This window comes from Ruegeria sp. YTSC199 (genome assembly GCF_059609725.1).
On record NZ_JBXWMF010000001.1, the window covers coordinates 66,793 to 91,205 of the forward strand.

Sequence of the window (24,413 nt, forward strand, 5' to 3'; positions counted from 1 at the left end):
TGGTTACTCGGCGGGCTCAGAAACACCGACGAGGATATCGCGGATCGCGGCCTCGTTGATGTCGTCATGCTCGGCAATCACCACCAGACGCGAGCGGCGCTCTTCACCCGGTTCCCATGGGCGGTCGAATTGGTGACGGACGCGCGTGCCGACGGCCTGCACCAACAGGCGCATGGGTTTACCTGATACTGCTGCATAGCCTTTGACCCGCAGGATGTTCAGTTCCGTGGCCAGACGTTCGATCTTGGCAACCAGATCAACAGCATCGCTCTGTTCCGGCAACTCAACGATGATGCTTTCGAAGTCGTCATGCTCGTGATCGTGGTGGCCGTCGTGATGCGATGGACGGGCTTCCATGTCATCCTCGGCTGCTGCTTCCAGACCCAGCACAACGCGGACATCCACTACACCTTCGGCTACTTCGACGACGGGCAGGGGGCGTGGAGCCTCGGTCGCGATCACCTCTTTGGCCTTGGCTACGCCTTCGGGGCCAGCCAGATCAGGCTTGGTCAGCAAGATGATGTCAGCGCAGGAGACCTGATCCTCGAACACTTCGGACAGGGGCGTTTCGTGATCGATCGAGTCATCGGCCAGGCGCTGGGCATCCACGGCCTCGACATTCGGGGCAAAACGACCGGCGGCAACAGCCTCGGCATCGGCCAGAGCGATCACCCCGTCGACGGTGATCTTCGACCGGATATCCGGCCAGTCGAACGCCTTCAACAGCGGCTTGGGCAGGGCCAGACCGCTGGTTTCGATCAGGATGTGATCGGGGCGCGGCTCCAGCGCCATCAGGGCCTCGATGGTCGGAATGAAATCATCAGCCACGGTGCAGCAGATGCAACCGTTCGCCAGTTCCATGATGTTCTCTGCCGGGCAATCCGGGATGGCGCAGGATTTCAGAATATCGCCATCTACGCCCACATCACCAAACTCGTTGACCACAACGGCCAGACGCTTGCCCTGCGGGTTCTGCATCAGGTGCTTGACCAGCGTAGTCTTGCCCGAGCCCAAAAAGCCGGTGATCACAGTGACGGGAAGTTTTTCGAGGTTGCTCATTTCAGGGCTCCAATCGGGGGAATACGGGCCGCACAGTTTTTGCGGAAATGTTCAGGGCGTTCGCGCCATTTGACCAAACCATCTTCGGCGGCAAGGTACTTGGTGGCACCATCGACGATGACATCAACATGGTCGGTTTCGTTCAAATGCTCATACACAAAGGTCCAGCGATCCGGCCCGCCGCGCAGCACGATGGAGCAGCCCTGATCGCAATTTGACAGGCATTCGACGGCTTTCAGGGTCACGCCCTCAGGCAGTTCGGCCTCTTCCAGTGCTTTGTGAAGCAAGGCGCCGGGTCGTTGCGCGTCGTCCTCAACGGGCAAGCCGCGGCGGCACGTGGTACAGACCAGCAGCTCGACTGGTGCGGTCTCGGTCATGTCTCTCATCCCCCCAAATCCTCATTGCGGGGGACGGGGTTTCATGCGGGCCACGTGTCGCAACATGGACCCGACACCGGAACACCCCGCCCGGTTTCATCTTCGCGTGCTGGCAGGTCTCCCGGCTTGCGGATGTCAGAGGCGGGCCTCTGTCGGATGTCCCGCCTTCCCGGCCAATTCGGCCAGTGGCTTTGGGCACCCTCTCCGGTCACGGTCGCGGGGGCGGCTGCGTTTGACGGATCACCGTTGACGCATTCCCTTTTCATCCATCCGTGGATGGACACCAACGCAAGCGACATGCGGCACGGGCAGGGGCCTTGTCAAGCGCGAGACAGGGGTAGAAACCCCATAGAACAGAAAAGCGACCAGCTTGTGTCAATCCGCGGCATCCGCCACCAGCCGTTCCTGCAACCACGCGCAAAACAAACCCGCCGCTGCCGTGGATTGCACGGCCCGTTGAGCGCTGACCAGATAATGCGACTGGGCAAAGGGAATCGCCGGACCCGCAATCGCAATCGGTGCGCCTTGCCGAATTGCGTTGTTTGCGAACCGTTCCAGGATCGTGGCATATCCTGCACCAGCCATCACTAGTTGCAGCGCCGCCACCGTGGTGTCCACAGAATGCCGGGGCGGCTGGTGGGGCGGCGCTATGCCGTTGGCCTGAAGATACCGCGCCCAGTTGTCCTCGTATCCAAGGATGTGAATCAGCGGCCCGTGCGGCAGGGAGATCAGCTTTGCTGAGTCGTCCCCAGCCCGACAGACCGGGACCAGCTTTTCGTCGGTGAGTTTTTCGGATCGCACCCCCGGCCAGTCACCGTAACCCAAGCGGATTTCCACATCCACATCGCCGGGTGTCCCGCTGTCATTCCAGATATGCGACACCAGACGGACAGGGATGTCCGGATGCCGTTCGGTGAAGTCGGGCAGTTCGGCGGCGATCCAGTAGGTGGCAGTCGATATAGCGGCGCGGATCGTAAGTGTCTGACGCGAGGCCGGGCCAAACAGGCTGTTGGTGGACAGTGTGATATCGGCCAGAGCGCGCCGCACTGTCAGCGAATAAGACTGCCCAAGCTCGGTCAGTTCCAGCCGCCGCGCATTTCGTGTGAACAGCTTTTGACCCAGCTCGGCTTCGAGGGACCGAATGTGCAGTGAAACGGCTGTTTGCGTCAGGCCAAGTTCCCGCGCGGTTGTGGTGAAATTCAGATGGCGCGCGGCGGATTCGAAGCTGCGCAGCCAAGCGGGATTTGGAAGGCGATCCATCTATCACCAAAAATTTTTACCTATATCACGTGTTATTATTCATTTTTGTTTCCGGCAGGCAATAGGGATACTCAGCACAAACGACGACCTTCGGGAGGGTGAAATGAAAGTCGGATTCATCGGTTTGGGTAATGTCGGCGGCAAGCTGTCCGGCTCGCTGCTGCGCAACGGAATTGACTTGACGGTCCATGACCTCGCCCCCGATCTGGTGGCCGAATACGTGGCCAAAGGCGCCAAAGCTGCCGAAAGTCCGGCGCAGATGATGCGGGATTGTGATGCAGTCATCACTTGTCTGCCGTCCCCGGCCGCCTCGGACGCCGTGATGAAAGAGATGCTGCCCGAGGTCGCTCCGGGCAAAATCTGGATGGAGATGTCGACCACCGATGAGACTGAGGTTATGCGTCTCGGCGCGATGGTGGTCGAACGCGGAGGCGCCGCGGTCGATTGCCCGGTGTCCGGCGGGTGCCACCGGGCGGCGACCGGCAACATTTCGATCTTCGCAGGGTGCGACCGCGAAACATTCGAGCGGATTTTGCCGTTTCTAACCACGATGGGACGGCGAGTTCTGCACACCGGAGATTTAGGTTCGGCCTCGGTCCTGAAGGTGCTGACGAACTATCTGGCCACCGCCAACCTGATCACCTGTGCCGAGGCGCTGGTGACTGCCAAGGCTGCCGGGATGGACCTCAACACCACCTATGAGGCGATCAAGATTTCCTCCGGTACTTCCTTCGTGCATGAAACCGAAAGCCAGGTCATCCTGAACGGATCGCGTGATATCTCTTTCACGATGGACCTTGTTAAAAAGGATATCGGGTTGTTCCAGGACGTGGCCGACCGGGCCGGAGTGCCGCTGGAAATCAACCCGGTGATGATCCGCATCTTCGAAGATGGCATCGCCCGTTACGGCGACCGTGAACTGTCTCCGAACATTATCAAGCGGTTAGAAGAGGCCACCGGCCTGGACATCACAGCCCCCGGCTTTCCGCCCGAAATGCTGGATGACGAACCGGAAGAACCGGGCTACGAAGTCATCCCGCAGGGCCGAAGGGCGGAATGACGCACCACGCGGCGCAATACGGCCAGTTGTCAATGTAGAGAAGTGGAGGCGAGTACCGGAATCGAACCGGTGTACACGGATTTGCAATCCGCTGCGTCACCACTCCGCCAACTCGCCTTTTCAAGCAAAATCAAATACTTGCTGTGGTGTGGCAGGCGTTTTAACACCTTTCGTCAGGGGCGTCCAGTGGGTTGATTGTAAAAATCCGTTCCCATGTGCCGCGACTTGGCGCAGTGCGACACCAAGTTCCTGTGATCCGGCCAAACTTTCAACGCGACAGCCGTTGCCGGTTTCGTCTGGATATGGCACAAGCCGGGAATACCTGGGACTAACATGAGCGATCCAATGACAGATTTCGCAACTCGGCGCCGTACGATGGTTGATACACAAGTCCGACCCTCTGATGTCACGAAATTCCCTATCATTGACGCCATGTTGACCGTCCAGAGAGAGAACTTTGTACCGGATGCCCAGCGCGAGGCCGCCTATGCCGAAGGTGTGATCGATCTGGGGAACGGGCGTTGCCTGCTGGAGCCGCGGACGCTGGCCAAGATGCTGGACGTGCTGAACATTGCGAATGACGAGGTCGTTTTGGATATCGCCCCCGCAATGGGATATTCCACCGCCGTCGCTTCGCGCATGTCGCAACTGGTCGTGGCCGTGGAAGAGGACGAAGCCCTCGCCGCAGAGACGCAGACGATCCTGATGGAGGCGGAGGCCGACAACGCGATCGTACATGTCGGCCCGCTGGAGCAGGGCGCGACCGAGCATGGCCCGTATGACGTGATTATGATCCAGGGTGGCGTCGAGCAGGTGCCCGAAACGCTGATCGCACAACTCAAGGATCACGGGCGTATTGCTTGCCTGTTCGTGGACGGAGAGCTTGGCACCGTTCGGATCGGGCACAAATCCGGTGGGCGAGTGACCTGGCGTCATGCCTTCAATGCCAACGCCCCAGTTTTACAGGCCTTTTGCGCGGAGTGTGCATTTTCGCTATAATTCCTTCCCATATTTTTCTGTTGCCTTGATTAGTTGAAAACAAACGCGCAAACTACGCTCAGGGCAGCGTAATTTTGATTTGAGAAGGATTTCGTTATGCGTGCAAGGACGGGGACGAAGTTTGTGAAGGCTTTGGCATTAACGGCGGGTATAGCGCTGAGTGTCATTCCAGGACGTGCGGTTTGGGCGGATAATTTGACCGACGCCTTTATCGGGGCTTATAACACCAGCGGTTTGCTGGAGCAGAACCGCGCGTTGTTGCGTGCGGCCGATGAAGATGTCGCTATCGCACTGTCGGCGCTGCGCCCGATCATCAACTGGGCAGTGGAAGTCAGTCAGGACTATACGCGCAATTCTACAGATCTGGGCGTGGTCAGGAATGAACCGGCTAACTTTTTTACCGGACTCACGCTGAGCCAATTGATCTATGATGGCGGCTTCTCAATCTTGGGTAAGCAATCGGCGCAGGAAACGGTTTTGGCAACACGTCAGACTCTGTTGGACGTCGAACAGCAGGTCCTGTTCCGCGGTGTGAACGCCTATTTGGGCGTGTTGCTGCAGGAAGAAACCGTGCAAATCCGTCTGAACAACGTCGATGTGTCGGCCGAGGAATTGCGGGCCTCGCAGGACCGCTTTGATGTGGGTGAGGTGACCCGTACGGACGTCGCGCTGTCCCAGGCGCAGCTGGCCAGCTCGCAAGCGGACCTTGCGGTCGCGCGTGGTAACCTGAGCATTGCGCAGGCGGAATATGTCAACGCGGTAGGTAAAGCTCCCGGGCGCACAGCCGGTCAGCCGAGCTTGCCTAATCTGCCGCGATCCGAGGGTGAAGCTGTCAGCCTAGCGCAGCGTAATCATCCGGCCATTCAGGCAGCTCAGCACCAGGTGCGTGCTCTTGACCTGGTCGTGCAGCAGCAGCGTGCCAATCTTGGTCCGAATGTCAGGCTGAACGCCGATGCGGGTATTCGCGAAAGCTATGACAACGATGACAGCCTCGAAGATGCAACTATCGCGCTGCGCCTCGAACAGCCGATCTATGCTGGTGGCCGACTGGCTGCCACGGTCCGCCGGGCAATGGCGACACGGGACGCTTCGCGCGCCAACCTTCTGAACGTGCAAAAGGACATCACTCAAGGGGTTGCTGACGCCTATGCTGCTTTTCAGGCCGCGACTGCCAGCCTGAGAGCATCGACCGAACGGGTCCGCGCCTCGCAGGTTGCGTTTGACGGTATCCGGGAAGAGGCGACATTGGGTGCGCGGACAACTCTTGACGTGCTGAACGCTCAGCAGGATCTGCTGGATGCACAATTGGCCGAGGTCGCATCGCGCACCGAACGGTCCCGTGCGGCGTACCAGTTGCTGCAGGCGCAGGGTCTACTGACGGCGGAACGTCTGGGTCTGGCTGTGCAAATTTATGATCCGACACTCTATTACAACCTGGTGAAGAAGGCTCCGGCGCAGGTCAGCCGGCAGAGCAGGGATCTGGATCGGGTCCTCAAAGCGTTGCGTCGCGACTAAGGGCCAATACTACCTGTTGTGAGGTCCGGTTTGTTTAGCTACACTCGATCCTGAGGATAGAGCGGTAGAGAACAATGACGGATAAAGTCGTAAAAGCGGGAATCGAGGACGTCCTGTCCTCGATTAAGCGTCTGGTCACCGAAGAAGACCGAAAAACGCCGGGAGTACTGGCGTCGTCCCTTTCCAGAAAACCTGGAAGACTGGTTTTGACCGACGCGTTGCGGGTCAATGAACCGATGACGATTGAGCAGCCACAACCCGAACAAAAGGAATCGGCCTACAAGGCGGAAGATTCCGTTAAGCCGATGCTTCTGCGGGCGTGCGATATTGTCAAACACGCCGAACCTGCCGTCGAACAGCAAGCAAACACCGAGGTCGAGGATGGCCTTGCCGGCAGTCTGAGTGCGAAGATCGAAGCGCTGGAAGCCGCGATTGCCCGGACCGAGGATCAGTGGGAGCCGGACGGCGAAAGCGACGACGCCTATTCCGGCACACCAAACAAGCCGCTTGCCTGGAGCGCCCGGGCTGAGACCAATGAGGCTGGGAATGGCGGTGCCAAAGCTGAGGAGGTCGCGCCGACGGCAACCTTTATCCGAGATCCGAAAACTGCAGCCTCTGCCAAGCCGCAAGCACCCGAGGTGCAGCCGGACTCATTGACGATGGACGCAGATGCGCTTCGGGCGCTGATTGCTCAGGTTGTTCGGGAAGAGCTGCAAGGCGTTCTGGGTCAGCGCATCACCCGAAATGTCCGCAAGATGGTGCGGCGCGAGATTTACCGGGCGCTGGCCGAGCGGGAACTGGACTAGGCTTCAGGGCCTTTTGGGAGCCTGGGCCATGTCCAGCAGACGGTCCAGATCCATGTGACGCTCCAGATGGTCCGCCAGCGCATTCAGCGTATCCTCGACCCCATCCTCATATAACAAGTCCGAGGTCGCGCCCAACTGTTGAAGAAAACGGGCGCGAAACGGGTCGGACGAGAAAATACCGTGCAGATAGCTGCCCCGAATGCGGCCGGTCTTGTCGACGGCGCCCTCTGGCCGGCTATCGATCTCAAGCCAGGCGCGGTCGCAATCGGGTCCTTCGGTCCGTCCCATGTGAATCTCGTAGCCGGTGACCGGTTCGTTCTCTGGAACGGTACGCGCGGTGCGCAGGGTGACCTGTTTTTCACCTGCCATGGTGGTTGCCACATCCAACAGCCCCAGCCCCTCGACAGTGCCCGGGCGGCCGTCCACGCCATCGGGATCGGCGATGGTCTTGCCCAGCATCTGATAGCCGCCACACAGGCCCAACACCTGGCCGCCCCGGCGGACATGGGCATAGAGGTCGATATCCCAGCCTTGCGTCCGGAAATAGGTTAGATCGCCTATGGTGGACTTGCTGCCCGGCAGCAGCACAAGATCGGCATCGCCGGGCAAGGGGCGTCCGGCCGGGATGATTTCGACCGTGACGCCAGGTTCGGCTGACAGCGGATCGAGATCGTCGAAATTGGCCATCCTCTCCATTTGCGGAACCACGACCTTGCAGGCGCCGCCGCTGTGGGACCGGATGTCCATCATGTCCTCGGCGGGCAGTTTCCAGGCGTCATGAAACCAGGGCACAACGCCCAGACACGGCCAGCCTGTGCGCGTGGCAATGTCATCGCGCCCTTCGTCGAACAACGAGACATCGCCCTTGAACCGGTTGACGGCAAAGCCGCGGATCATTTCCAGATCGCCTGTGTCCAGAACCGCTTGCGTGCCCACGATCTGAGCGATCACACCGCCGCGGTGGATATCTCCCACCAGAACAACCGGCACCTCTGCGGCACAGGCAAAGCCCATGTTGGCGATGTCGCCCTTGCGCAAGTTGGTCTCGGCCGGGCTGCCCGCGCCCTCGATCAGCACCAGATCGGCGTCGTCGCACAGCCGGTCAAAGCTCTCCAGCGCGGCACCTAGCAGTTTGGACTTGTCCTTGCGATAGTCCCCCGCTTTCATTGTGCCGGAGCGCTGGCCCTGAACGATGATCTGGGCACCAGTATCGGTTTCCGGCTTTAGCAGGATTGGGTTCATGTCAGTGTGGGTCGGTCGCATCGCGGCGCGTGCCTGCAGGGCCTGCGCACGGCCAATCTCGCCCCCGTTTTCCGTCACAGCGGCATTATTTGACATGTTCTGCGGCTTGAATGGAGCTACTTTCAGCCCCCGCCGCGTATAGGCGCGCGCCAGCCCGGCAACCAAAACCGATTTTCCGACATTGCTGCCGGTACCCTGAATCATGATGGCGCGAACCATAGCTGTCTCCTATACGTTGGCGCGCAGATGACCTGATTTGAGCCCAAAGGGAAAGCCCGGATGAACACGCCCGCGCATCTTTTGATCGGTGCCGCCGCGTTCGCGCGACCTGCGCGGGGACGCATCCTTTGGGCTGCGGTGTTGGGGTCCTTACTGCCTGATCTGTCGCTCTATGTAATGGCGAGCGTGTCATTGTTCGTTCTGGGTATTCCCGAGCAGGTGGTGTTCGATCAGCTTTACTTTTCACCTGCCTGGCAGACGGTATTTGCCGTCGACAACTCGTTTTTCCTATGGGGGCTGGTGCTTGGTCTTTGGCGCGGTTGGTGGGTTTTGACTGTGGACGCGTCTGCTGGTCTTTTGCACCTGGCGATGGATTTCCTGCTGCACGCAGGTGACGGGCGGCCTCAGTTCTGGCCGCTGAGCGATTGGGTCTTTAACAGCCCGGTCAGCTATTGGGACAGCACCCACCATGCCCTTTGGGTTGCACCGGTCTCGGTGATGGTTTGCGCAGGGGCCTATGCTGTGCTGTGGAACAGGGGGCTGTCCCTGTCCGCGAACCTGTTTTTTGCCGCCCTGTTGGCGGTCGAAATCTGGGTGGCCCGCCAGTGGCTGCTGTTCTTTTGACTGGGAAAAGAAAAACGCGCCCCGGAAGTCCGGAAGCGCGTTTTTTCCCTCAGAAGTCGCCTGATTTATGCGGCTTCTGCCTGCTGAGCGGCGTTACGGCGCTCGCTTTCTTCACGCGACAGTGCGACCGAGGTGCGCACGCCACGACCAACGAACTCCATCAGTCCGCTGACAACCCGTTCGTTCGGGTCAATACCCGCGCAGGACAGCACTTCGCGACCATCGCGCGAGCGCGCCCAGCGGGCGATTTGTTCCGGGCCATTGCCGTATTTCTTGTCATCGGCGATAGCGTCATCAAGTGCAGCCAACACAACGGCCGCGAAAAGTTTGCGTGCACGATTGCCTTGCTCATTGTTAAAGGCAGTGCCGTCAACGAAATCTCTCATCTCGTTTTCCTTGTTGTTCTTGCTCTTGCATTTTCGGCGTGACGGTTCTTATGACCTATTCGGCGTGATTCGGATACAGCTAAAATGCATAGTTGCGTTGCGTCATGTGCATGGCTCGCTGCAAGTGCAGCACTAGGTCTCGTTGTCTTGTCAGGTGGTGTCCTGCCAGATATAGGGACGGGAACTGACGCATCAACCGTTTGTGAAGGAATTATGTAATGCCCAAGATAAATGGGAACGAAATTCGCCCCGGCAATGTGCTTGAGCATAACGACGGGCTGTGGGCCGCAGTTAAAGTTGACCATGTAAAGCCCGGCAAAGGCGGCGCTTTTGCGCAGGTCGAACTGCGTAACCTGCGCAACGGCTCGAAGCTGAACGAACGCTTCCGCTCGGCGGACAAGGTCGAACGAGTGCGCCTTGAGCAGAAGGATCAGCAGTTCCTGTACGAATCTGACGGCATGCTGGTGTTCATGGATTCCGAGACCTATGAACAGATCGAACTGCCCGCCGAACTGCTGGGCGAACGCCGCCCGTTTCTGCAGGACGGCATGACTATTGTGGTCGAGTTTTATGAAAGTGAGGCGCTGAACGCCACGTTGCCGCAAAAAGTGACCTGCAAAATCGTCGAGACCGAGCCGGTCGTCAAAGGCCAGACCGCTGCGAACTCGTTCAAACCGGCCGTTCTGGACAACGGCGTCAAAGTAATGGTGCCGCCGTTCATCGGTCAGGACGAGATGATCATAGTAAATACCGAGACCATGGAATATTCGGAGCGCGCGTAACTCCGCGTCTGTTCGAAACAGGAAGAGACCGCGCAGGCGCCGGCCGCGTGGTCTTTTTTTTAATGCAGTCTCCTGGGGCGGCGATAGCGCTCCGGGTGGGGTCCGAAGAGTTCTAACATCAACTCATATTTTATGCGGTTGGCGCTGACCTGCCGGTAGAAGGCGATCAAAAAGGCGGTGGGCCCCTGAATGCGGCTGAGGCCGCTGGTGGCCGCAACCACAGTACCGACATCCGTTCGCCCCTGCAGAACTAAATAGCCACCCAGTATCAGGACACCGACCGTGCCCGCACCGTTGATGACACTCAGCAGGAATTTGGCCGACAGTTTCCACAGGAACATGCGGCGGCGGGTTTCAAATATGTCGTCGAACTGGGCATCGATATCGCGCGCAACATCGTTGATATCTTCGATCGTCAGCTTGTCGGTGGCTTTGCGCAGAATGCGGACACGCTCGGCCACGAAGATGTTCACCTTACGTTGTGAGATCAGCACGATGACGATCTGCGGCACGATCATGGAAAAGGCGATCATGCCCAGTCCGGGCTGGGTTGATGAGATATAGCCGATCACGCTGATCAGCGTGCCGATCTGCACTACCGGGTCCGAGAACGCGCCTCCGGCGAACTTGCCCAGTTCTTCGGCCTCGGCCGAGATGGCAGTGGTCATCGTGCCCTTGCGCACTGTCTCGCCGCTTTCGCCCAAGTCCGAGGCTCGCACCAGGAGCCGCTGGCGGATCATGCGGATCATATCCTCGCCGAGCGTACCGGCGCGATAGCCCAGCAACCATTTCAGGGCGAGGCTCAGCAGGATGACCGACATCATGCCGGTGCCCAGATAGATCAACCGTTCGGTAGCGATATCGTCTGTCGTAAGGTGGTTGATAATGTCACGCTGAAATTCCAGCGGGACCGCCGCCAGACCCGCGATGGCGACGGACAGGATAATAAGGATAATCTGCCGCCCGGCGCTGGCGCGCCAGATCGCTCGGTACAACTTGAACATATGCGCATCCGGATCTTTGAACTCGCACCAGTGTGGCAGCGCCAATGGCCTTGTTCAAACTGTGCCGAGCCGCTTGGCAGTTCAGCCGTGCCGGTTTGGCAACATGTTACGTCGTCAAAGTGACCGTGGCCCCGTCGGCCTGCATGTCTCCGGTCGCGCGATCAAAGCGCAGATATGCGATCCCATGACCATTCGATTGGGTGAACAATGTGCCCGCCGGTTTGCCGCCGGACGTGATATCCGTCCCAACAGGGGCCGAGCCCTCAACCCGGACACGACGCAGCCCTTTGCGCAGTTCGGTCTTGTGCTTCATCCGGGCAGTAACTTCCTGCCCGACATAGCAGCCCTTTTTGAAATCCACTCCGTTAAGGGCATCGAACCCGGACTCGAGGATATAGCTGTCGGGGGTCAGTTCAATGCCCGTTTCCGGAATGCAGTGCCGCACGCGGATTGCATCCCAATCGGTGTCGTCATCGCTTTCTGCGTCTGCCGTGTAGGCCCGCCAACCCATATCCGGGTTGCGCGGGTCGGGCAGGGCACTTTCAGGCGCGGGACCGGTTCCGCGCTGCAGCTTCAGGCCGCTGCTCTCAATCGCAACATCGGCGCGCAGCTTGTACATGCTCAGGCGTTTGACAAAGCCATCGGCGATGCCTTCAGAGACGTCCAACAACACCCCATCTCCGTCGCGTTTCAGAAAGAAATCGGCCAGATACTTGCCCTGAGGGGTCAGCAACGCCGCATAGACCAGCCCAGCGTCCAGTCCGGCAATGTCATTGGTTACCAACCCTTGCAGGAAGCTGTCGGTGTCCGAACCGCTAAGGCGCAGAATACGGCGATTGGGCATCAGGTGGTCCTCGTCATTTCCCTCGGCCCCGTGATATAGGAGTTCCCGCCGCCATGACCAGAGGATATCCGCCTTGCCAGCACCGATCAGCATCGTCATCCCGACCCTGAACGCGGGTGAGGCACTGTCGGACGCCTTACCGGCGCTGATGGAGGGCCTGCACACCGGTCTGATCCGCGAGTTGATCGTCACCGATGGTGGATCGACCGACCCGACCATTGAAATCGCTGATGAGGCCGGGGCCGAAATTGTCACCGGTGCTCCGTCACGCGGCGGGCAATTGCGGCGAGGCTGCGCGGCGGCCAAGGGGGATTGGCTGTTGGTTCTGCACGCCGACACAGTGCTGCAGGAGGGGTGGAGTACAGAGGTGGGCGAACACCTTGCCAGCGGTAAACCGGCGGCTTTTCGTTTGGCCTTCGGAGCAAAAGGGTTTTGGCCCGCATGGGTCGCGGGTTGGGCCAATCTGCGCAGCCAGGTGTTTGGTCTGCCGTATGGCGATCAGGGGCTTCTGCTGCCGCGTCGTATGTACGAGAAGGCCGGAGGCTACCCCGATCAGCCGCTAATGGAGGACGTGGCATTGGTGCGCGCCGCGCCCCGCATTACTTTGTTGACGACACGCGCGGTTACGAGTGCGGACCGCTATGCACAGGTGGGGTGGCTGCGTCGGGGGGCGCGGAATCTGTGGACTCTGACCCGGTATTTTCTTGGGGCCGATCCGGAGCAACTGGCTCAGGCGTATCGGCGGTAAGGGTCGTGCGAAGCTCGACAATAGATTTGCCCAAGCGGAAGGGTGCGGCAAAGCTGACCAGACATAGCGCGATGATCTGCAACACCAGAATATGCGCGTTGGCCTGCAGGTACTCCCATTCGTCCTTTAGCTTGCCGACCTGTTCGACCAGATCATCATAACTTTGGGCCAGGATCAGGTAGTCCCCGGCAATCGCGGGCACCTTGCGGCGCATATTGTCGATGGCGGTCTGAGTTTTGTCGTCCAGCGTGCTGAAGACCAAAAACTGGTCGATATTGAACGCGTCTGCCTTGGCTGCCATCTGGTCCATCTCGTCCTTTTCCTGTCGCCCGAACAGGAAATGCAGCCCTTGCAACGGGGCGACTTCATTGGTCACGGCGATGAACAGGGGCAGGTCGGCATTGCTGGCGGTTGAGGCGGACAGGAACTCGACCCTGTCACACAGTACGGCGGTGTCCGGATCATAGGCCGGGTCGCAGAACCGCAACCTGAAACGCGCAGCGTCGCGGTCAAAAGCCAGCGTGGCCGCATAGGCCACGTCGATCTGCCGGTCCAATCGCGAGCTGTCCGAGGTATAAAGCCCGGCCAGAACCGCCACCAGCGCCCCGATACCACCCAGAACGACCCAGACCAGATCCGCCAGTTTCCACGCCCGGTGCCCTGCCGGTTTGCGAAACAGACATGCGGTGCCAATCGATCCGACCAGAAAGAACAGGATCAGCAGCGGCAACTGGTTTTCGGTTACAAAAGTCATGACCCCAAAGTGACCACCTGCCAGCGTGCTGGCAACACTCCTCACGCGCAGTTGTTCCGTTTCTGCTTAAGAGCCTGAGCTTTGACCGAATTTCCGGAACAGCTTGGTGCGGTCAAAGGCTTGTTCAAGCTCGGCGGTGCGGTCCTTAACCGAATTCCACAGGCGTTCCTGTACCTCGGCGATCACGCATTCCATCAGGACCATGAGCGCCGCCATCGAATCCCACGCCGAGGGAACTGCGATGCGTGCGGCAAAGGTATGCTTGGCCAGTCTGTGAATGGGGGAACGCCATTGATCGGTGAACAGAACGATCTCGGCCTCACGCTCCTGACAGAGTTGCCCGATCAGCATAGTCGAGTTCTCATAGCGCCGCACATCCAGCGCGATCAGTACGTCATCCTTGCGAACATCCAGCAAGTCATGGGTCCACGATGCCGCAAAGGGCAGCATCCGGACATCGGGGCGGATCATCTGCATGTGCAGATAGAGGTACTGGGCCAGCGCGCCGGTGATGCGGCCTCCGGTAATGAAAATACGCCGTTTGGGATCACAGAGCAGAGTACAGAAGCTGTCGAACTCTGCCGGGTCGACCTCATCAATAGTGCGTTTCTGGTTGGCCAACGCCTGCTGAGAATAGCGGTTCAGGATATGCTCCTCGGGCAGATCGTTCTGCCAGACATCGCGCTTGGCTGCGGGTCCCGAGATCATCTCCTTGACCTCACCCCGCAGGGCTGCCTGAAACTGTGGATAGCCACCAAATCCGGTCTTTTGCAGCATCCGAGCGACGGTTGTGGTCGAGACCGAGGCTGCGCTGGCCAGTTCGGTAATGCTGCCAAGACCTGCCATAGGGTAGTCATCCAGCAGGACGCTGATCAGTTGCCTTTCAGACGGGGTCATCTTGTCTCGATGGGCCAGAAGCCTGTCTGTTACCCGCACCTGTGGGTCCTCCTGCGTCAGATATGGCGGTTCGTGCAGAATTTTTCAGCACAATCTGCTCTGTTCAAATTTGTACAGGAAAAATATTGACAGGTGAATGCATCGTGTGGAAATTTTTCCACAAACTACTTTCACGGAATCGCAGGGCAGCACATTGGACTTCGGAACAGTTGTTCATACAGACGCAGCGGATGACGCACCTTCGGTGTTGCTGGTGTGCGAGCACGCCTCGAACCGTATACCAGCGTTTCTGGGGGACATGGGTCTGACGGCTGAGGCACGGGAAAGCCACATCGCTTGGGACCCCGGCGCTTTGGCTGTCGCGAAGCAGATGGCGGGTTTGATGTCCGCGCCGTTGGTTCGCGGCGGCGTCTCCCGTCTGGTCTACGACTGTAACCGCCCGCCCGAAGCCGTGGGTGCCATGCCGGTTAAAAGTGAACAATATGACATTCCCGCAAATGCCCGGATGACGCCGAAGGAACGTCAGGCACGGGTCGAGAATGTCTATATTCCCTTCACGCAGGCTGTGTCGGGTCAAATCGCGCAACACCACCCGTCGTTGAAGCTGATGGTGACGGTGCACAGTTTCACCCCCGTCTACCATGGCCTCCAACGTTCGGTTGAGCTGGGCATCCTGCATGGCCGCGACGACCGCTTTGCCTTGGCGATGATGGGGGCGGTTCCCGCGCAGCCATCCTTTGAGACGCGTCTGAACGAACCGTATTCCGCCGTTGACGGGGTGGCGCACACGCTGGATGTGCAGGCTTATCCAAATGGATTGCTGAACGTCATGATCGAGATCCGAAACGATCTGATCGCTGCGCCACAGCAGCAGCAGGCCATGGCTGAACATCTGGTGCCGTGGATCGAACGCACCCTTGCCGGCTTTGGCGAAGGGGGTGCTGTGTGATCAGGGCGATGGCGTCATATGTACGGGTGGTTGATGCAATCAACTACCGGATTGGCCGGGTGATGATGTGGGGGCTATTCGTGATGATGGGGATTCTGTTGTGGTCCTCAATCTCGAAAACGTTCTTTTTGCCATCGCGTTGGACGCTGGAAATGGCACAGTTTGCGATGGTGACCTATTACATCGTGGGCGGGCCATATTCGATTCAGCTGGGCTCGAACGTGCGGATGGACCTGTTCTATCACAACTGGAGCCCGCTTAAGAAAGCCTGGTTCGATGCCTTCACTGTTCTTTTACTGATCCTGTATCTGGGTGTGCTGCTCTACGGTGGGCTGGGCTCGACAGCTTATAGCCTTGGCTATTGGGGAGATGAGCCGGTCTCGTACTTCGCAGGTCTTGTGACCGGCAGCGAGGAGATCGGACGGCTGGAACGTTCGTCCACTGCTTGGCGCCCCTATATCTGGCCGGTCAAAGCGATCATGGTTTTCGGGTTTTTCCTGATGCTGCTGCAGGCAGTTTCGGAATTCTTCAAAGACATAGCCCGGATCAACGGGCAGGAAATCGGGGTGCCGCGGGCATGAGCCAGGAATTTATCGCCATCTTCATGTTTGCGCTGATGATGCTGATGCTGTTCACCGGTCAGCGCGTCTTTGGCGCGATCGGTGCGGTTGCCACTATAGCTGCGCTGGCGCTGTGGGGTACCGGCGGGCAGGACATCACTTTTTCCGCTGCGATGAAGCTGATGAAGTGGTACCCGCTGCTGACGCTGCCGATGTTCATCTTCATGGGTTATGTACTGTCCGAGAGCCGTCTGGCGGATGACCTTTATCGCATGTTCCACGTGTGGATGGGACCGGTGAATGGTGGCTTGGCGATTGGAACCATCGGGTTGATGGTGCTGGTCTCTGCCATGAACGGCCTGAGCGTTGCCGGGATGGCCATCGGTGCAACCATCGCGCTGCCGGAACTTCTGCGGCGTGGTTATGACAAGACGATGGTGACCGGGGTCATTCAGGCGGGATCAAGTCTCGGCATTCTCGTGCCCCCGTCTGTGGTGCTTGTGCTTTATGCGATGATCGCGCGGCAGCCGGTCGGGCAGTTGTGGTTGGCAGGTATCTTGCCGGGTCTGCTGATGGCAGGTCTCTTTATCCTTTATATCTGGATTCGCTGTCGTATTCAGCCGGAACTCGGCCCTGCAATGGAAGACGCCCATGAAGTGCCGTGGTCCGAGAAAATCCGGTTGCTGGGGGCCGGGGCGCTGCCGCTGATCATCTTTGCTGCCATGATGGTGCCGTTTGTGAACGGTTGGACCTCGTTAGTGGAAAGCTCGGCCATCGGGGCGCTGACCGCATTGGTCGTCTCAGTGCTCAAACGCCGGATGACGTGGAAGATATTCGAGGATTGCACCAAGCAGACGCTGGCGATCTCCTGCATGTTCATGTGGATCATCCTCGCTGCTTTGGGCTTTGGGGCGGTGTTCGACGGGCTGGGCGCGGTGAAGGCCATCGAGAACCTGTTCACCGAACAACTTGGCCTGTCGCCCTGGATGATCCTGGTCCTGATGCAGCTCAGCTTTATCGTCATGGGCACGTTTCTGGATGACACCGCGATGCTGGTGATCGTGGCGCCGCTTTATGTACCGCTGGTGGGTGCGCTGGGTTTTGACCTGATCTGGTACGGGGTGCTGTATACGATCACCACGCAGATCGCCTATATGACGCCGCCTTTCGGTTATAACCTGTTCCTGATGCGCGCGATGGCGCCGCCCGAGATCGGGCTGAAGGACATCTACCGGTCGATCATTCCGTTTGTCGGTGTGATGGTGCTGGCCCTGATTATTATAATGGCATTCCCGGAAATCGCGTTGTGGCTGCCCGGTTATGTCTATGGGAATTAACAAGAATGCCCTGCGAATGGGCACGCAAACTTCAACGGAGAGGAAATTGACATGACGACAAGACGTAAGTTTCTGAAGACCGCCGGGGTGGGCGTTGCCGCCGCACCGCTGGCCACGCCCGCGCTGGCGCAAGGCACGATAACATGGCGGATGCAGACCTATGCAGGGCCCGCGCTGGCCGAACACGTAATCGATCCGGCGATCAAGATGTTCAACCAGATCGCTGGCGACCGGATGCAGATCGAGCTGTTCTATTCCGACCAGCTGGTCCCGACCGGAGAGCTCTTCCGCGCCATGCAGAAAGGCACCATTGATGCTGTACAGTCGGACGATGACTCGATGGCCTCGCCCACCGAAGTTACCGTGTTCGGTGGTTACTTCCCCTTTGCCTCGCGCTATTCGCTGGACGTGCCGGTCCTGTTCAATCAGTGGGGCCTGAACGAGATCTGGGACGAGGAATACTCGAAGGTCGGCGTGAAACACATCAGCGCCGGTGCTTGGGACCCATGCCACTTTGCCACCAAGGACCCGATCAACAGCCTCGCGGACCTGCAGGGTAAGCGCGTCTTTACCTTCCCGACGGCGGGCCGGTTCCTGTCGCAATTCGGCGTTGTGCCAGTCACCCTGCCGTGGGAAGACATCGAGGTCGCGGTGCAAACGGGCGAGTTGGACGGTATCGCATGGTCGGGCATCACCGAGGATTACACCGTTGGGTGGGCCGATGTGACAAATTATTTCCTGACCAACAACATCTCGGGTGCCTGGGCAGGTCACTTCTTTGCCAATATGGACCGCTGGAACGAGTTGCCCGAGGACCTGCAGACCCTGTTCAAGGTATGCTGTGATCAGTCGCACTACTATCGTCAGTGGTGGTATTGGGGCGGAGAAGCCAATCTGCGTGTGAACGGTACCAAAATGCAGTTGACCACCATCCCGGACGAGGAATGGGCAACGGTCGAGGAAGCAGCGGTCAAGTTCTGGGATGAAATCGCCGCCGAGTCCGAAACTAAGGCGAAGGTTGTGGATATCTTCAAGCGCTATAATGCCGAAATGCTCAAGGCCGGACGGCCCTATCGCTATAGCTAAATGACGCAATTCCGGCGCGTTAGCGGTACCACGCGCCGGAATTGGACCACAGGAAACAATACTGCAAATGTTAGCATCCGTTCAGAAGCAGAAAATAAAACTCCGGGCGCCCGACTGTGCGACCCGGGCCAGCGGAGTGTGAACAGATGGCTATCGCAGGGTTCTTGATCGAGATTTTCGCAGCAACGATGTTGCTGCTGTTTGCCGTGCGATTGGTGCGCACGGGGATCGAGCGGCGTTTTGGTGCGCTGTTTCAGTCGATCTTGACGCGCCACTCGAACACTTTTGTTGCAGGCGGGGCCGGTATGGTCCTGGCCACGATCCTGCAAAGCTCGGCCGCAGTAACGGTTCTGTTGACCGGATTTGCCGCGGCGGGGATGGTGAGCTTTGGCCTTGCGCTGGCCGGGGTGCTGGGCGCCGATCTGGGTGCGGCTCTTGTCATTCAGGTGCTGTCCTACGATCTGGGGTGGCTGCAACCGGTGTTGCTGGCGCTGGGCGGGTGGCTCTACCTCAAGTCCGACCGGGCCAATGTGCGGCTGATCGGGCGGATCGTTCTGGGCATCGCCTTCATTCTGGTTTCACTGCAGTTTCTGCGCGATGCGGTCGATCCGATCCGGGAAAGCGCCTTTTTGCCAGCCATCGCAGGGTATCTGGAAAGCGATTATTTCAGCGCCTTCATCGTGGGTGCGGTCCTGGCTTTTGTCATGCACAGCTCGGTCGCGACGATCCTGATGTGCGTGACGTTGGTCCAGATCGGGGCCATCCCTTTTGCCGCCGGGCTCTCGCTGGTGCTGGGCGCTAACCTGGGTTCGGCCTTTATTCCGATCTGGCTGACGCGTGACATGACCATCACGGCTCGGCGCATCCCGTGGGCCAACCTGCTTCTGCGGGGCAGCGCGGCGTTGCTGATGCTGATAGCGGTCAATGTCAGCGGCGCGCATGAGGCGTTGATGGTTGCCGGGGCAGGGCAGTCGCTGATCCTGGCTCATATCGGGTTCAACCTGACTGTATTTGTGCTGGCCACCGGTTTTGTGAACTGGATGGAGCGCCCGATGGCCTTGCTGCTGCCGGAACCGACGGTTGAGGCAAACGCGTTGGATCAGTTTACGGACGCGCTCAGCCCGCTGGGTGATCCCAGCGCATCCCGTGCGAGTGTCGCCATGTCTTCGGTCCGGCACGAACTGTTGCAGATGGTCACGCAGGTCGAACGTATGTTTCGCCCAGTGTTGGATATCTATGAACAGGACGACAGCGACGCCATCTCGGCCCTGTGGCAGCAGGATGAGAGGGTGAACGCGCAACTCACCGAAATCCGCCGCTTTGTCGCGCGCATGCCGCGCCAGAACATGAGCAAGGCGCAGATCAAGGCGGCGCGCGGTCTGGTGGAATACGCGATCCGGCTTGAAGCGGCAGGTGATGTGGTTTCGAACCGCATGACCCGCACGGCTCAAATTAAACACACCGAGCGTACCGAGTTTTCGACGCAGGGCTGGAAGGAACTTAAGGATCTGCACGCGGCCATTCTGGAGAGCTTCTCTCTGGCCCGTCACGTGCTGCTGGTCGATGACATGGACTGCGCCCGCCGGTTGGTACTGGACAAGGCCGAGATCAAGCGGATGTCGCGCCAAAGCCGCAAGGCACATCTGAAACGGCTGGAACGGGGGCAGACCGAGAGCTTCCAGTCCAGCGATCTGCATCTTGAGACGCTGCGCGCCATGCGCGAGCTGCACGGCCATGTTGCCGCGGTCGCCTATCCGATCCTCTACAAGAGCGGGCAGGTTCTGGAGACGCGCCTGGTGATGGAAATGGAAAAGGACGCGGCCGACGATTAAGGGCCGCGAAAGGGAGCACGAGACCGAGGTCTCGGAGGGTGACAAAGGATGAACGGGATGGGCAATGAAGGGCGTTTGGACGACCTGAAAGTCAAGGTTGACGCGGGCGAAGTGGATACCGTGCTGGTCTGCATGGTCGACATGCAGGGACGTTTGATGGGCAAACGGTTCCATGCCGGACATTTCGTGGCGGGCGCTTGGCAGGAAACCCATTGCTGCAACTACCTGCTGGCCACCGATCTTGAGATGGCAACCCCTGATGGCTATGCAGCCACAAGCTGGGAACGGGGCTATGGCGACTATGTGATGAAGCCGGACCTCAGCACTCTGCGCCCGGTGCCTTGGCTGGAAGGCACCGTAATGGTGATGTGTGATGTGCTGGACCACCACACGCACGAGGAAGTGCCCCATGCGCCGCGCTCGATCCTGAAGAAGCAAGTCAGCCGCCTGAAATCCATGGGCTATGACGCTATGTGCGCCACCGAGCTGGAGTTCTTTCTGTTCGAAAAAAGCTTTGACCAGATCCGCAAGGAAGGCTTCCGCGATCTGGAGCCGATCTCGGGCTACAACGAAGATTATCACATCCTCCAGACCACCAAGGAAGAGTATGTGATGCGCCCGATCCGCAATCATCTTTGGAATGCGGGTATTCCGGTTGAGAATTCAAAGGGTGAGGCCGAAACCGGGCAGGAAGAGCTAAACATAAAATACGCCGGTGCGATGGAGACGGCCGAGTATCACTCGATCGCCAAGAATGCCGTGAAAGAGATCGCCTGGCAGCACGGCCATGCCGCGACCTTCCTGCCGAAATGGCATCACGACAAGGTTGGCAGCTCTTCGCATGTGCATCAGTCGCTCTGGGCTGATGGCAAGCCTGCCTTCTATGATGCGGCGGATGAACTGGGCATGTCGGCGCTGATGAAAAGCTACATGGCGGGTCTGCTGAAATACGCCCCCGATTATACCTATTTCATGGCGCCCTACATCAACAGCTACAAGCGCTTCATGAAGGGCACCTTTGCACCAACACGGATTATCTGGTCGGTGGATAACCGCACTGCCGGGTTCCGTCTGTGCGGCGACGGTACCAAATCGGTGCGGGTCGAGTGCCGGATTCCCGGATCGGACATGAACCCCTATTTGGCGATGGCCGGGATGCTGGCTGCAGGGATTGCCGGTATGGAAGAGGGGCTGGATTTGCAGCCACCAACCACGGGTGATGTCTATCAGGGCGACACGGGCATGATCCCCGGCAATCTGCGCGAAGCGCGGGAGGCATTGCGTGGCTCGGTCATGCTGCGCGCGGCATTGGGGGACGAGGTGGTCGATCACTACGCACGGGCGGCTGAAGTTGAGATCGAGGAGTTCGAGCGCGTGGTAACTGACTGGGAAGTCGCCCGCGGGTTTGAGCGGGCTTGACCAACGGCGTGATGGGCATTTCTTAACTCGCGGGAAACAATGAAAGAGGAAGCAGGGCGCAAACGCCCTCTATGTGGAGTTGATGGCATGGGCCAGACACTGAAATGCATCTCACCGATTGATGGGTCGGTTTATGCGGAGCGCGAAACACTGTCGCGGGACGCGGCCTTCGAGGCCGCGCGTCGGGCCCGGACGGCTCAGGCAGATTGGGCAGCTAAACCGCTGCAAGAACGTATCGATCTTGTGATGGCTGGTGTCGCTGCGGTCGGTGCCATGAATAATGAGATCGTGCCGGAACTGGCGCATATGATGGGCCGCCCGATACGCTATGGTGGTGAGTTTGGCGGGTTCACCGAACGCGCCAGCCATATGGCCGGGATTGCCGAGACGTCTCTGGCTGAAATCGCAGTGGGTGAGGATGAGACGTTCAAACGCTATATCAAGCGTATTCCGCATGGTGTGGTTTTCGTGGTGGCGCCTTGGAATTACCCATACATGACTGCAATCAACACAGTTGCCCCGGCGCTGATTGCAGGGAACACCGTGATTTTAAAACACGCCACGCAAACCCTGTTGGTAGGTGAGCGGATGGCGCAGGCCTTCCATTCAGCAGGTGTACCCGAAGATGTGTTCCAGAATGTGTTCCTGAGCCATGACGTGACCAATGACCTGATCGCAGGCAATGTGTTCGACTTCGTTAATTTCACCGGTTCGGTCGGTGGCGGTCAGGCGATGGAGCGCGCCGCGGCAGGTACATTTACTGGCGTCGGAACCGAACTGGGCGGCAAGGACCCGGGTTATGTCATGGACGACGCCGATCTGGACGCTGCCGTGGATACGTTGATCGACGGTGCCATGTTCAACGCAGGCCAGTGCTGCTGCGGAATCGAGCGGATTTATGTGCACGAAAACCTTTATGACGATTTCGTCGCGAAGGCGGTTGAGATCTTGAAAGGTTATAAGCTGGGTGATCCACTGGATGCCGAAACGACAATTGGCCCGATGGCCAATGTGCGGTTCGCCGACGAAGTTCGCGTACAGATTGCCGAGGCTGTCGCAGCCGGGGCTGTCGCTCATATCGACACCATGGCGCAGGACGATGGCGGGGCCTATCTGACACCGCAGATCCTGACAAATGTCACACACGACATGCGCGTCATGCGGGACGAAAGCTTTGGTCCTGTGGTGGGCATCATGAAAGTGTCCTCGGATGAAGAGGCCATCGCGCTGATGAATGACAGCGAGTTTGGCCTTACCGCCAGCCTTTGGACCCGCGATGTGGATCGTGCGGCACGGGTCGGCGACCAGATCGAAACCGGCACCGTGTTCATGAACAGGGCCGACTACCTGGACCCGGGCCTGTGCTGGACCGGCTGCAAGAATACCGGGCGTGGGGGTGGTCTATCGGTCATCGGCTATCACAATCTAACCCGCCCTAAATCCTACCATCTGAAAAAGGTGACATCATGAGCCTTGTTGGAAACTGGTCCTACCCGACCGCGATCAAGTTCGGCGCTGGCCGTATCAAGGAATTGCCCGAGGCCTGCGCCGCAGCCGGGATGAAGCGCCCACTGCTGGTGACTGACAAAGGCTTGGCTGATCTGCCGATCACCACGGCAACGCTTGATATCATGGAAGCCGCAGGTCTGGGGCGCGGTTTGTTCAGCGATGTGGACCCGAACCCGAATGAAAAGAACCTTGATGCGGGTGTAGCGGCCTACAAGGCAGGCGGCCACGATGGGGTGATCGCGTTTGGTGGCGGCTCGGGTCTGGATTTGGGCAAGATGGTCGCCTTCATGGCCGGTCAGACGCGCCCGATATGGGAATTTGAAGACATCGGCGACTGGTGGACGCGCGCCGACGCAGATGCCATCGCGCCGATCATCGCGGTGCCAACCACCGCTGGAACCGGGTCCGAGGTTGGCCGCGCCAGTGTCATCACCAATTCCGAAACGCATGCAAAGAAGATCATATTCCACCCCAAGGTGTTGCCGACCGTGGTGATTTGCGATCCGGAACTGACGGTGGGGATGCCCAAATTCATTACCGCGGGTACTGGTCTGGATGCGTTCGCGCACTGTGTCGAGGCGTTCTCCAGCCCGCATTACCACCCGATGAGCCAGGGTATTGCGCTCGAGGGGATGCGGCTGGTCATGGAGTACCTGCCGCGCGCTTATGCAGACGGTTCCGATATCGAAGCGCGCGCCCAGATGATGAGCGCGGCAGCGATGGGGGCCACCGCCTTCCAGAAGGGTCTCGGCGCCATCCATGCCATGAGCCATCCCGTTGGCGCGGTTTTCAACACCCATCACGGCACAACGAACGCGGTCTGTATGCCCGCAGTGCTGGATTTCAACGCCCCTGCCATCGCCGACCGGTTTCAGTCCGCGGCCGCATATCTGAACATCAACGGAGGCTTCGACGGCTTCCGCGCCTTTGTGCAGGAGTTCAACGACACGCTGGGTATCCCGCGCAAACTGTCCGATCTGGGCGTGACCGAGGCGTCGATTCCCGAACTGGTCAAAGGTGCGATCATCGACCCGTCCTGCGGCGGCAATCCGATTGAACTGACCGAGGGCAACCTGACCACGCTGTTCAAGGCTGCGCTGTAGCAGGCTTGCCGAACGCCTCCCTCACCTCTCATACTGATCAGA

23 protein-coding genes, 1 tRNA gene, 1 pseudogene and 1 riboswitch are annotated in these 24,413 nt (G+C 59.0%); of the genes and pseudogenes, 15 read left to right on the forward strand and 10 right to left on the reverse strand.

Annotation, left to right across the window (positions count from 1 at the left end; all coding sequences use genetic code 11):
* Positions 1–3: 3 nt before the first annotated feature.
* The 3 genes from cobW to AC2FEE_RS00330 form a co-directional block, all read right to left on the reverse strand.
* Positions 4–1,059 carry a cobalamin biosynthesis protein CobW gene (gene cobW / locus AC2FEE_RS00320; RefSeq protein ID WP_496862312.1) on the reverse strand — a complete coding sequence of 352 codons (1,056 nt, stop codon included), beginning with the start codon at positions 1,057–1,059 and terminating at the stop codon, positions 4–6.
* Positions 1,056–1,436: a DUF1636 family protein gene (locus AC2FEE_RS00325; RefSeq protein ID WP_496862313.1), complete on the reverse strand. Its 381-nt coding sequence runs from the start codon at positions 1,434–1,436 to the stop codon at positions 1,056–1,058. The genes cobW and AC2FEE_RS00325 overlap by 4 nt, the downstream gene beginning before the upstream one ends.
* A gap of 94 nt (positions 1,437–1,530) precedes the next feature.
* Positions 1,531–1,739, reverse strand: a riboswitch (cobalamin riboswitch).
* 72 nt (positions 1,740–1,811) lie between these two features.
* Complete coding sequence (locus AC2FEE_RS00330; protein ID WP_496862314.1) at positions 1,812–2,696, reverse strand: LysR substrate-binding domain-containing protein; 885 nt, start codon at positions 2,694–2,696, stop codon at positions 1,812–1,814.
* 103 nt (positions 2,697–2,799) lie between these two features.
* Between AC2FEE_RS00330 and AC2FEE_RS00335 the strand changes: the two genes are divergently transcribed.
* Positions 2,800–3,756: an NAD(P)-dependent oxidoreductase gene (locus tag AC2FEE_RS00335; protein WP_496862315.1), complete on the forward strand. Its 957-nt coding sequence runs from the start codon at positions 2,800–2,802 to the stop codon at positions 3,754–3,756.
* A 43-nt stretch (positions 3,757–3,799) separates the two neighbouring features.
* Here AC2FEE_RS00335 and AC2FEE_RS00340 read toward each other — a convergent pair.
* Positions 3,800–3,873: transfer RNA gene (locus AC2FEE_RS00340), tRNA-Cys, on the reverse strand.
* Between the two features lie 228 nt (positions 3,874–4,101).
* On the opposite strand from AC2FEE_RS00340, the gene AC2FEE_RS00345 reads away from it, so the two are divergent.
* The 3 genes from AC2FEE_RS00345 to AC2FEE_RS00355 all read left to right on the forward strand — a co-directional run bounded on the left by AC2FEE_RS00345 (position 4,102) and on the right by AC2FEE_RS00355 (position 7,076).
* Positions 4,102–4,755, forward strand: coding sequence for a protein-L-isoaspartate O-methyltransferase family protein (locus AC2FEE_RS00345; protein ID WP_496862316.1), 654 nt, complete (start codon positions 4,102–4,104; stop codon positions 4,753–4,755).
* Positions 4,756–4,851: 96 nt separating this feature from the next.
* The gene (locus tag AC2FEE_RS00350) at positions 4,852–6,270 is read left to right on the forward strand and encodes a TolC family outer membrane protein (RefSeq protein WP_496862317.1); all 1,419 of its coding nucleotides are present in this window, start codon (positions 4,852–4,854) and stop codon (positions 6,268–6,270) included.
* Between the two features lie 74 nt (positions 6,271–6,344).
* A complete protein-coding gene (locus tag AC2FEE_RS00355; protein WP_496862318.1) occupies positions 6,345–7,076 on the forward strand; it encodes a hypothetical protein in 732 nt (243 codons plus the stop codon).
* Positions 7,077–7,079: 3 nt separating this feature from the next.
* On the opposite strand, the gene AC2FEE_RS00360 is transcribed toward AC2FEE_RS00355, so the two are convergent.
* On the reverse strand, positions 7,080–8,537 hold the full coding sequence (locus AC2FEE_RS00360; protein WP_496862319.1) for a cobyric acid synthase: 1,458 nt from the start codon (positions 8,535–8,537) through the stop codon (positions 7,080–7,082).
* 60 nt (positions 8,538–8,597) lie between these two features.
* Here AC2FEE_RS00360 and AC2FEE_RS00365 point away from each other — a divergent pair, with 60 nt between their 5' ends.
* Positions 8,598–9,161: a cobalamin biosynthesis protein CobQ gene (locus AC2FEE_RS00365; RefSeq protein ID WP_496862320.1), complete on the forward strand. Its 564-nt coding sequence runs from the start codon at positions 8,598–8,600 to the stop codon at positions 9,159–9,161.
* A gap of 65 nt (positions 9,162–9,226) precedes the next feature.
* On the opposite strand, the gene AC2FEE_RS00370 is transcribed toward AC2FEE_RS00365, so the two are convergent.
* Positions 9,227–9,547 (reverse strand): DUF6280 family protein, encoded by a 321-nt coding sequence (locus AC2FEE_RS00370; protein WP_037310273.1) that lies wholly within the window; start codon positions 9,545–9,547, stop codon positions 9,227–9,229.
* Positions 9,548–9,765: 218 nt separating this feature from the next.
* Between AC2FEE_RS00370 and efp the strand changes: the two genes are divergently transcribed.
* Positions 9,766–10,329: an elongation factor P gene (gene efp / locus AC2FEE_RS00375; RefSeq protein WP_496862321.1), complete on the forward strand. Its 564-nt coding sequence runs from the start codon at positions 9,766–9,768 to the stop codon at positions 10,327–10,329.
* Positions 10,330–10,388: 59 nt separating this feature from the next.
* Here the strand turns inward: efp and AC2FEE_RS00380 are convergent, their stop codons facing one another.
* Both AC2FEE_RS00380 and ygfZ read right to left on the reverse strand, forming a co-directional pair.
* Positions 10,389–11,333, reverse strand: a complete 945-nt coding sequence (locus AC2FEE_RS00380) for an ABC transporter transmembrane domain-containing protein (RefSeq protein ID WP_496862322.1) — start codon at positions 11,331–11,333, stop codon at positions 10,389–10,391.
* Positions 11,334–11,439: 106 nt separating this feature from the next.
* On the reverse strand, positions 11,440–12,177 hold the full coding sequence (gene ygfZ, locus AC2FEE_RS00385; protein WP_496862621.1) for a CAF17-like 4Fe-4S cluster assembly/insertion protein YgfZ: 738 nt from the start codon (positions 12,175–12,177) through the stop codon (positions 11,440–11,442).
* Between the two features lie 73 nt (positions 12,178–12,250).
* Here ygfZ and AC2FEE_RS00390 point away from each other — a divergent pair, with 73 nt between their 5' ends.
* Positions 12,251–12,925, forward strand: a complete 675-nt coding sequence (locus tag AC2FEE_RS00390) for a TIGR04283 family arsenosugar biosynthesis glycosyltransferase (RefSeq protein WP_496862323.1) — start codon at positions 12,251–12,253, stop codon at positions 12,923–12,925.
* 7 nt (positions 12,926–12,932) lie between these two features.
* Here the strand turns inward: AC2FEE_RS00390 and AC2FEE_RS00395 are convergent.
* Both AC2FEE_RS00395 and AC2FEE_RS00400 read right to left on the reverse strand, forming a co-directional pair.
* Positions 12,933–13,679 (reverse strand): annotated as a pseudogene (locus tag AC2FEE_RS00395) (hypothetical protein); the annotation flags it as partial.
* Between the two features lie 66 nt (positions 13,680–13,745).
* Complete coding sequence (locus AC2FEE_RS00400; RefSeq protein ID WP_496862324.1) at positions 13,746–14,615, reverse strand: MurR/RpiR family transcriptional regulator; 870 nt, start codon at positions 14,613–14,615, stop codon at positions 13,746–13,748.
* A gap of 97 nt (positions 14,616–14,712) precedes the next feature.
* Between AC2FEE_RS00400 and AC2FEE_RS00405 the strand changes: the two genes are divergently transcribed.
* The 8 genes from AC2FEE_RS00405 to AC2FEE_RS00440 all read left to right on the forward strand — a co-directional run bounded on the left by AC2FEE_RS00405 (position 14,713) and on the right by AC2FEE_RS00440 (position 24,371).
* Complete coding sequence (locus AC2FEE_RS00405) at positions 14,713–15,525, forward strand: N-formylglutamate amidohydrolase (protein ID WP_496862325.1); 813 nt, start codon at positions 14,713–14,715, stop codon at positions 15,523–15,525.
* Between the two features lie 8 nt (positions 15,526–15,533).
* On the forward strand, positions 15,534–16,106 hold the full coding sequence (locus AC2FEE_RS00410; protein ID WP_496862326.1) for a TRAP transporter small permease subunit: 573 nt from the start codon (positions 15,534–15,536) through the stop codon (positions 16,104–16,106).
* Positions 16,103–17,422: a TRAP transporter large permease gene (locus AC2FEE_RS00415; RefSeq protein ID WP_496862327.1), complete on the forward strand. Its 1,320-nt coding sequence runs from the start codon at positions 16,103–16,105 to the stop codon at positions 17,420–17,422. Before AC2FEE_RS00410 ends, AC2FEE_RS00415 begins: the two co-directional genes overlap by 4 nt.
* A gap of 51 nt (positions 17,423–17,473) precedes the next feature.
* Entirely contained in the window at positions 17,474–18,508 is a 1,035-nt protein-coding gene (locus tag AC2FEE_RS00420; RefSeq protein ID WP_480593256.1) for a TRAP transporter substrate-binding protein, read from the forward strand.
* A 146-nt stretch (positions 18,509–18,654) separates the two neighbouring features.
* Positions 18,655–20,340, forward strand: a complete 1,686-nt coding sequence (locus AC2FEE_RS00425) for a Na/Pi cotransporter family protein (RefSeq protein ID WP_496862328.1) — start codon at positions 18,655–18,657, stop codon at positions 20,338–20,340.
* Positions 20,341–20,397: 57 nt separating this feature from the next.
* A complete protein-coding gene (locus AC2FEE_RS00430) occupies positions 20,398–21,759 on the forward strand; it encodes a glutamine synthetase family protein (protein ID WP_496862329.1) in 1,362 nt (453 codons plus the stop codon).
* Positions 21,760–21,846: 87 nt separating this feature from the next.
* Entirely contained in the window at positions 21,847–23,229 is a 1,383-nt protein-coding gene (locus tag AC2FEE_RS00435) for an aldehyde dehydrogenase family protein (RefSeq protein WP_496862330.1), read from the forward strand.
* Positions 23,226–24,371: an iron-containing alcohol dehydrogenase gene (locus tag AC2FEE_RS00440; RefSeq protein ID WP_496862331.1), complete on the forward strand. Its 1,146-nt coding sequence runs from the start codon at positions 23,226–23,228 to the stop codon at positions 24,369–24,371. The genes AC2FEE_RS00435 and AC2FEE_RS00440 overlap by 4 nt, the downstream gene beginning before the upstream one ends.
* Positions 24,372–24,413: the final 42 nt, after the last annotated feature.